Source organism: Synechococcus sp. H55.10 (genome assembly GCF_047502715.1).
In the GTDB taxonomy this organism is placed as follows: Bacteria; Cyanobacteriota; Cyanobacteriia; order Thermostichales; family Thermostichaceae; genus Thermostichus.
The window spans coordinates 1-9,065 of sequence record NZ_JANSJJ010000068.1 but is presented as its reverse complement, the minus strand read 5'-3'; the positions used below and the strand labels follow the sequence as shown (position 1 = coordinate 9,065).

Sequence of the window (9,065 nt, the reverse complement as noted above, 5' to 3'; positions counted from 1 at the left end):
TGCATTCCTTGCCCCGCTTGGGTTTAATAGGGGTAGAGTTCCCCCTTCGGGGGGATCCCTAGAAATTGGAAACCGTCGAAGAGCTGGAGCCGCCTCTTCCCCCTCTCCCGGCGTGTTCCCCCTTCGGGGGGATCCCTAGAAATTGGAAACGAGCGAATCCAAACGTAGCTGCACCTCGCGGCCAGGTTTGGGTTCCCCCTTCGGGGGGATCCCTAGAAATTGGAAACTCTTGCACGGTCTAACGGGCACGTTTCCAGTCGTCATTCCCGTTCCCCCTTCGGGGGGATCCCTAGAAATTGGAAACTCTTGGAGTTCATCAGCGTCACCCAACGCCTCAAGGTCGGTGGTTCCCCCTTCGGGGGGATCCCTAGAAATTGGAAACAAGGCCCTCAACGCCGAATCGGACAAGGTCAAGTTGCTCCGTTCCCCCTTCGGGGGGATCCCTAGAAATTGGAAACCCCAGGGGGTCTCCCCAGGATCCACAGCCAAGAACTGTTCCCCCTTCGGGGGGATCCCTAGAAATTGGAAACCAGGTGCTGCTGGGGTGGGGAAAACACCAGGGCGGGTTCCCCCTTCGGGGGGATCCCTAGAAATTGGAAACATAGAGACGCACGGCTAAGCTGGCACAAACCCACGCGTTCCCCCTTCGGGGGGATCCCTAGAAATTGGAAACGCGGTGGACGACCACCCCCTTGAATCGGGGGCACCCGATCGTTCCCCCTTCGGGGGGATCCCTAGAAATTGGAAACGAAGGGAGTTAGCCGGCTGGACATAGAGCAGGCGAGGGCGTTCCCCCTTCGGGGGGATCCCTAGAAATTGGAAACCGTCCCCGTACGCCCCCAACCAACGAACTGCTTTGATACCGTTCCCCCTTCGGGGGGATCCCTAGAAATTGGAAACTCGGTTAGACGTGAGAGGAAGAACTCCACTTCCCAGGTGGTTCCCCCTTCGGGGGGATCCCTAGAAATTGGAAACACGGCAAAGCGGGTGCGGTGTACCTCTCCATCAGCGGCGTTCCCCCTTCGGGGGGATCCCTAGAAATTGGAAACTTAGTTTTGAATTCGGACTTTAAATCCAAGGATTGGCTGATAGTTCCCCCTTCGGGGGGATCCCTAGAAATTGGAAACAGCACGCTTTGCAGCTGCTTAACTGGTTTCCCCTCAAGTTCCCCCTTCGGGGGGATCCCTAGAAATTGGAAACGCTAAGTATAACCCCACGACGATAGTCGACATCGGGGGGTTCCCCCTTCGGGGGGATCCCTAGAAATTGGAAACCTGTTGAGCAGACAGCCCGCGGCCCCAGCGGTTTGGGTTCCCCCTTCGGGGGGATCCCTAGAAATTGGAAACCCCAGCTTTTCCCCTCATTCCACCCACCCATTCCCCCTTCGTTCCCCCTTCGGGGGGATCCCTAGAAATTGGAAACCACCTCTGTTCTCAACGACGACGACGACAGCGGCGGCGGTCTCCGTTCCCCCTTCGGGGGGATCCCTAGAAATTGGAAACCGTAACGAGGAAGAGGGTAAGGGGAACGAGGGAAAGTTCCCCCTTCGGGGGGATCCCTAGAAATTGAAAACTGAAAGCGACCAAGCCGGCAACGCAACCGGCCCCGGCGGTTCCCCCTTCGGGGGGATCCCTAGAAATTGGAAACAACCCTTCTTCATCAAATAGTTTACATGAGGCGACAGTGTTCCCCCTTCGGGGGGATCCCTAGAAATTGGAAACGTTCCATAGTGCCGGTCCTGACCACTTGCGGCCAAAATGGTTCCCCCTTCGGGGGGATCCCTAGAAATTGGAAACGAAAGCGCAGCTCGAAGGCGGCGTTGTGGACGACCAGCTGGTTCCCCCTTCGGGGGGATCCCTAGAAATTGGAAACCGCCAGGTCCGGCTCTAGGGTCTGCAGGGTTACTTGTTCCCCCTTCGGGGGGATCCCTAGAAATTGGAAACGAGACCTCAACCGTCTCCCCATCCAACACAGAGCGGATGGCGGTTCCCCCTTCGGGGGGATCCCTAGAAATTGGAAACCGATGTGCCCACTGCCTTGGACGCGCTGCTGGTTGAGCGTTCCCCCTTCGGGGGGATCCCTAGAAATTGGAAACCTGAGGATGTACACCGAACCCGCGGGTAGGCTAGAAGGTTCCCCCTTCGGGGGGATCCCTAGAAATTGGAAACAACAACCCGACGTCCTAGCCGGCATCCGACAGCGCTACGCCAGTTCCCCCTTCGGGGGGATCCCTAGAAATTGGAAACTGTGCAGCTCCTCGTTGTCCAGGGAGCGACACTCTTGGGTTCCCCCTTCGGGGGGATCCCTAGAAATTGGAAACAGCTGCTCGAGTAGGGTTTTCATCTCGCTAAGATTCATGTTCCCCCTTCGGGGGGATCCCTAGAAATTGGAAACTATTTCCAGCTCCAACAGAACACACCAAAAGCCGTAAAGGTTCCCCCTTCGGGGGGATCCCTAGAAATTGGAAACTCTCGAGGGGGCTGAGTGCGTTAATCGTTGTCTTCTGTTCCCCCTTCGGGGGGATCCCTAGAAATTGGAAACCGATCACACCGCGCTCTAGGTCCAAGTAGATATCTGTGTTCCCCCTTCGGGGGGATCCCTAGAAATTGGAAACGTCCGTGTCCTCGAACTCCAGATCCGCCAGATCCGCGAGGGGGTTCCCCCTTCGGGGGGATCCCTAGAAATTGGAAACCGGAGTCGCCAGCTGCACGCCGGGCAGGACCTGAGGTTCCCCCTTCGGGGGGATCCCTAGAAATTGGAAACGGATCCCCCGTCAACCAACCACTCATCACCTTCGAAGCGTTCCCCCTTCGGGGGGATCCCTAGAAATTGGAAACGGTCTCCGTTTGGGGATCCCAAGTCGGGCTGCTGCTTTCTTTGGGTTCCCCCTTCGGGGGGATCCCTAGAAATTGGAAACGGTACACCGATTACCTCGTCATATTCACTCTCTTCGTTCCCCCTTCGGGGGGATCCCTAGAAATTGGAAACGGAACGATTTGGGACGCGGATTTGATTCCACGCCCCAGGATGTTTCTCCTTCGGGGGGATCCAACTTCCCTCACCCCTGGCCCCTCTCCCACTGGGAGAGGGGAGGCGAGCGGTTAGCTCTTCGGGGGATCCCTAGAAATTGGAAACTCATTCCATCGCCGCTCAAACCGATGATTTTCCTTTGATTGCCGTAAGGCGTTTTGCCATCGATCTAGGGATCTCGCATCCAAACTCGAGGCAGGGATCGGGATCAGATGACTTGGCCGTCGGCTGTGATCCTCCCTTTTAGCTTGCTGGCCCGCTCTTCGGCTTCGTCCATAACCGTATCCAGATGCTCCAGCACCTCACCCGGATGCTTTTCCAGCACCCGCAGGGAGAGGGCCATCCGCCCCTTGGTCTCATCCACATCGAGCACGACGGCTTTGAGGCGTTGGCCTGGCTTAAACAAATCCGACAGCGAGGCCACAAAGCTTTGGCTAACCTGCTTGATGTGTAGTAGCCCGGTTACCCCCTCTTCCAAATCCACAAACACGCCAAAGGGTTTTAGTCCGCTGACCTTGCCCTCCACCACTTGGCCGCTGGTGTAACGGCTCAGGTTCTCGGATTTCACAGCCACCCGCTGGGAGAGCACCAGCTTGTTGGCTTCTGGGTTCACCTCGATAAAGCCTGCCGTCAGGGATTGGCCCACCAGCTCCTCTAGACCTTCCCGTTGGCTGAGGTGGGAGCGGGGAATGAAGCCGCGCAGCCCCTGCACATCCACCACCACGCCGCCTTTGTTGGTGCCGATCACCCGAACGGTTACCGTCTGGCCGCTGGCTTGCTTTTGGGCCAGCTCCTCCCAAAGCCGCTTCAGCCGGAGCCGCCGCGCCGAAAGCACAATCTGCCCCTCTGCATCTTCCCGCACAATGAGAAACTCGGCTTCTGTCTTCAAGGGAAAAAGCACGCTCAAATCTTCTCCTGAGCGGATCCCGGCTTCTTTAAGGGGCAAAAAGGCCGGAGATTTGCCGCCAATATCTACCAAAGCGCCATCGTTCTGATGTTGGAAGATGCGGCCTTGCACCACCTGTCCCGGTTGAAAGTTGAGGTTTTGCCCGTCTAAAGCCCGGGCAAAATCTTCCGCAGAAAACGTATCAGCAGCCTGGGAGCGAGAAGAGCGAACAGTCATGGGAACGGCTCAATTCAAAAAGCAGTGGGCTTCAGGATAACCCAAAACTGGCTAGGGATCCCAGCCTCTCCTCTTTGCAGAACAGAGTCCTTGCGGCTTTGGGAGAGGAACAACTGTGGGGTATTGCACGCAGCTCAGATGTAGTACATCAGCCGCGCCTGTTGCTGTTGTGCCTGCCGGTCGCAGAGGTCTTGCAGGGTGGTCTTCTGGAGAATGGCTACTGCCGCCGCTTGGGCATCTTGCCAAGCTTTCAGGAGCACTTCCCGCTCTGGGGTGAGATCGCTTGGGGACCACTCGCGGGAACGGGCGAGATCTTCCCCCTCGATGGCCTGGATAACGTCCAACAGCGAGATCTGCCAGGGCGCTCGGGCCAGGGAGTAGCCTCCTTTTGCTCCCCGTTGACTGCGCACCAACCCTTGTCTGCGCAAGGTGGCCAGCAATTGCTCCAGGTAGCGATCGGGTATGGACTGATGGGCCGCAATTTCTTTAATCTGCAGCACCTGGCCATCGCTGTAGTGCTGGGCCAATTCCAGAAGGGCCAGGAGAGCATATTCACTTTTACAAGACAGTTCCAAGATATCCATCCTTCCGGGAGAGCCTAGGTCTATGATACTCCGGTTTTTCGCCGGGGTTTGGTGAGATTCCGTCCTGAGCAGGCAAGGGGATCCAGCCGGTAAGGTGGAATAGGCCCCTTTGGGAATGGTTTATGGCGAGTGTCAGCACCCGTGCTGGTTCGGCGCGGATCCCGGTGGAACGATTGCAAGCCTTGCACCAACAGATTGGCAAGTTGATTGCCAACATCGAATCGGTGTTTCAGGGCAAGTCACAGGTGGTGCAAGCGGTGGTCATGGCCTTGGTTGCGGAAGGTCATGTTTTGCTGGAGGATGTGCCCGGTGTGGGCAAGACCACGTTGGCGCGGGCCATCGCCCACAGTTTGGGGGCCAAGTTTCAAAGGATTCAATTTACCAGCGACTTATTGCCGACAGATATCCTTGGCCTCACCCTGTTCAATAAGGGAAAAGGGGATTTTGAATTTCGCCCTGGCCCCATTTTTGCCCATGTGATCTTGGCAGATGAAATCAACCGCACCTCGCCCCGCACTCAGAGCGCCCTGCTGGAGGCAATGGCGGAAAGGCAGGTTTCGCTGGACGATCGCACCTACCCGCTGCCCAGCCCCTTTATTGTGTTGGCCACCCAAAATCCTTTGGAATACCACGGCACCTATCCTCTGCCAGAAAGTCAGTTGGATCGGTTTTTGGTGCGGTTGTCGATTGGCTACCCCAGCCCTGAGATAGAGCGAGCTTTGCTGTTGCAACGGCAACAAGCCGAGCCGGTGGAGGCTCTGCAGCCGGTTCTCTCTTTGGGTGAGTTGCGAGAGATCCAGGCGGCGGTGGATCAGGTGTACCTGGACGGATCCCTGGCGGACTATCTTTTGCAGGTGGTGCAGGCCACTCGTGTTTCCAAGCTGCTGCGGGCAGGGGTATCTACTCGTGGAGCGCTGGCCTTGGCGCGGGCGGCACGAGCTCAGGCGCTGGTAAAAGGGCGCAGCTTCTGTTTGCCGGAAGATCTGCAAGCGTTGTTCGTCTCGGTACTGGCCCATCGGGTTCTCCTGGCTGGGTCGGGAGAGATGGCCGGTAACCGACGGCAAGAGGCAGAGGCGGTGATTCAGGACATTGTCTCCACCATTGAGCCGCCTGTTTAAATTCTTGGCTGAACTCGATCTTGATGACTCCAGCATAGAAATCCTGTCTTGTGCTCCAGTTCATAGGGAAGAGGGGAGCCAAAGATGAGTCCAATAAGCTGTTTCATAACAACCGTTTGAAAAGACCATAAGATCAAGCCAACCCTGTCGTTCTACTGTGGGGCCGACTATGAAGCTTGCTACCTCTCGCCAGCTTTGGGTCAATGCTTTTCCCGCCTTGGCTGGCCTTGCTGTAGCCCTCGGCAGCCTGGGATCCGGTGGATCCCTGTGGCAATCGGGGGCAGCCGCTTTGGCTACGGGAATGACCGGCTACCTCGCTTCCGCCCTGGCCGGGAGTGAAGCCAGAGCCAAAACCCAACTGCTGGAGCAATCCCTGGAGTACTTCAAAAGCCAGCAAGAGTTAGGTCTACAACACCTGCAAAACGAGCTGGCCGATCTGCGGGCTGCTCTTGCCAATTGGGCACCCGTTCGGCAGGAAGAGGAAGCGGGCGATGGAACTGATCCTCAAACCCATTGTGAGTTGGGATCCCAGATCCGATCTCAGCAAGCATGGCTGGCGCAACTGCGTGCAGAAGAGCAAAATCTAAAAGCCTCAATAGAAGATTTGCAAGCCAAAAAACAGAAGCTTGTTCAGTATTTGAAAGAGGGCGCTGCCAAACTCGATCAGCTCCACTCACAACGGGATCTTTTGGCCCAAGAGATTGCCAGCCTCAATCAAGTTCGCCAAGCAACAGGCTCTGGCAACTTTGCCGCCCACCCGTCTGGGTTTGGAAAGGGATTCAGCTCCACTTCTACCACCAAAGCTGCCGCCACCTCCGCCTCGGCCAACACCTACGACGCAATTCTTGCAGCCATTGAGGAGAAGGTGAACGACCTAGACGACATGGCAAAAGCGATGACAGAGCTGGGCTCGCTTGAGGGCAGACGGTAATTCTTCAAGCACCTTCCAAGTCTAGATCCACCTCATGAACCCGCCGCAGGGATCCCTTGTTAAAAGCTGGGAAGCGTAGGTAGGGGTACTGCTCCTTGGCCTGCCGCAGCTCTTGGAAGGCGGGAGCCAATTGATCTTTGGGGGAGATCCCTGTAACCACACACCAGATCTTGGTGCGTGTCAAGGCCACAAAAGCTTGATTGCGCCGGCGCAGTTGCTCCTCCCCACTTAGCCCTGGCTCGGTGGCGTTTTGAAACTGGCAGACGTAGACTTTCCAAGCTTCGTTGCCCTTGGCCCGGAAAATCCCCGACAGGGTGACATGCCCCGGCAAGCGGAAAATATCCTGGCCGGCATCTTCGCCGGCAATGAGGGCGCTAATTCCTCTTTGTTTGAGCCTGGCCTTTAGGCTTTCCCAGTAGGGTTTGTTCGCGCTGAAGCTGCCTACACTTGTCACTAGAAGATCTTCCGGCTGAAAACTCCACTGCTTCAGGTCGCACTCGATCTGTTGGGCAATCCAATTCTGCTCCTCTTCCTCAGAAGGGAAGGGGCGCCAGACCAGCAGCGACTGGGGATCCACCTTGGGATCAAAGTTTTCTTGATCGACGGGATGGCAAGCCTTGCGGGTGAGGGTAATTGGAGATCCAGGCTTACGAAAATCACCTTCTATCACTTCGTAACCCAAGTTTTCCCACTGGTCTTTTTGAGTAACCCCCTGCAAAGGCTGGCCTCCACGCAAAAGACCCATGTTGAGGGCATGGGCAGCCATGAGGATAATCTTTGGAGTGCGGTAGCACTTGCGCAACACAAAGGCGGCTCTCCCTCCCAACTGCACTTTGGGTTTGCCCGTCTCGTCGCGCCCGAATAGCTCGGCTGCCCCCGGCACCGTCAGGGAGCCAACGCCTTGGGCTTCGTCATAGGCCCAATAGAGCCGCTTGGGATCCCGTAAAGTTTGATAGGCTAAACGGTAAAAGGCGGGCGGCAAATCTTGACCTTCATCGATCAAGATGGCGTCAAAAAGTTGAGGGATTTCCTTGGCTTTCTCTTCTAACTCTTGGCAGACATAGTCGAAGGGCTCCGTTGTATGGTCATTTTTATCCCTTAACTCTGCCCTTGCCCGATCCAGGCTTTTGGGCGTTAAGCCACATTGGTGAGCGAGCAGGCGATAAAACCCAAGCTGATCCTGGGATCCCCAGGCATGCATCACCCGAAGCTTTTGCCAATTTGGCTCGATGTCAAACTTGCTCTGACAGACTTCCGAGATTTGCCTGCGAATTTGCTCATAGAGAGAGCGGGTGTAGAAAACTACGGCGATGTCCCAATCCGGGTGGTCGGCGTGGATTTTGGCTGCCCTGCGAGTCAAGACTACCGTTTTGCCCGTCCCCGCCAGGCCCCGCAACCGCTGCGGCCCCTCAGGATATTGGGTGGCAATTTTGCGTTGGTCTTCATCGAGTTTGAAGATCCCTTCTTGGACGCGCCGGATCACCATTTGTGAATCGTAGCCATAGTTAGGCTGGCTATTGGTATCATCTTCCAAAACTAAGCCCAAATGCCGAACAATCTGCTTTAGCTTTCCTTCGTGGAGAGGAGCTTGGGCAACCCGCCTAGCCTCATACAATCTTTGTTTCAGATGCTCGGGTTTCTCCAGATCATCAGCAAACACCAAGGCCCCTATAAGTGGCGGATCCCCAAAACGCTCTTGCCATTCCTGCCGCCGGATCCGGGGCAAAGCCACCCGCTTACCAAAGTTGATCTGATCTATTAGCGTTTGTATATCCGGATTTTTCCGCAGTAAATCCTTGACTTGAAACATTTGCTTGTCTGCTTGTTGTAAAGGGGTTTCTGTTTCTTTTTGCCACTGCCGCATGCGCCATTCGTTGTTGTTGATGCTCTCAATATTGTACAGATTAAAGCCCTTACACTCGAACACCCAAATCCCCAATTCAGCATGAATCAGGAGGATGTCGATCTCAGCCCTGGGATTACCTCGGCGATGATTATAAAGAACAGCTCGATGGAAAAGATAACCCGCGTCCGCTCCTAGCCCTTGGCGTAGCGCATTCCATACCACTGCCTCCGCAGCTATTCCTGGCAAGCTGTCGTCCAGAGCGCCGTCGGGTCGAAAGTGCATGGGGGATCCCTCATTTTCCAACTTGAACCCAGTGTACAACAGGAAACCTGAGCTCTTGGGGAAGGATCCAGGGCCCTTAACGTAAGGTGCGGAATTCCCCACCGTCTATACGGTGGGGATGGATAGCACCCTCTGACTGATTCTGGATGTA

General features: G+C 56.0%; 5 protein-coding genes and 1 CRISPR repeat array. Of the genes, 2 read left to right on the top strand and 3 right to left on the bottom strand.

Features of this window, described 5'->3' with window-relative positions; all coding sequences use genetic code 11:
- Positions 1-37 precede the first annotated feature (37 nt).
- Positions 38-2,988: a CRISPR direct-repeat array (repeat unit 36 nt; unit sequence GTTCCCCCTTCGGGGGGATCCCTAGAAATTGGAAAC).
- 250 nt (positions 2,989-3,238) lie between these two features.
- Together NW858_RS05330 and NW858_RS05325 are read right to left on the bottom strand one after the other, a co-directional pair.
- Complete coding sequence (locus NW858_RS05330) at positions 3,239-4,153, bottom strand: S1 RNA-binding domain-containing protein (protein WP_414348354.1); 915 nt, start codon at positions 4,151-4,153, stop codon at positions 3,239-3,241.
- A gap of 134 nt (positions 4,154-4,287) precedes the next feature.
- Entirely contained in the window at positions 4,288-4,728 is a 441-nt protein-coding gene (locus NW858_RS05325; RefSeq protein WP_414336103.1) for an Rrf2 family transcriptional regulator, read from the bottom strand.
- Positions 4,729-4,859: 131 nt separating this feature from the next.
- On the opposite strand from NW858_RS05325, the gene NW858_RS05320 reads away from it, so the two are divergent.
- Complete coding sequence (locus NW858_RS05320; RefSeq protein ID WP_414336100.1) at positions 4,860-5,855, top strand: AAA family ATPase; 996 nt, start codon at positions 4,860-4,862, stop codon at positions 5,853-5,855.
- A gap of 169 nt (positions 5,856-6,024) precedes the next feature.
- Positions 6,025-6,786, top strand: coding sequence for a hypothetical protein (locus tag NW858_RS05315; protein WP_414520061.1), 762 nt, complete (start codon positions 6,025-6,027; stop codon positions 6,784-6,786).
- Positions 6,787-6,790: 4 nt separating this feature from the next.
- Here the strand turns inward: NW858_RS05315 and NW858_RS05310 are convergent, their stop codons facing one another.
- Positions 6,791-8,914 (bottom strand): DEAD/DEAH box helicase, encoded by a 2,124-nt coding sequence (locus NW858_RS05310; protein ID WP_414520060.1) that lies wholly within the window; start codon positions 8,912-8,914, stop codon positions 6,791-6,793.
- Positions 8,915-9,065 lie beyond the last annotated feature (151 nt).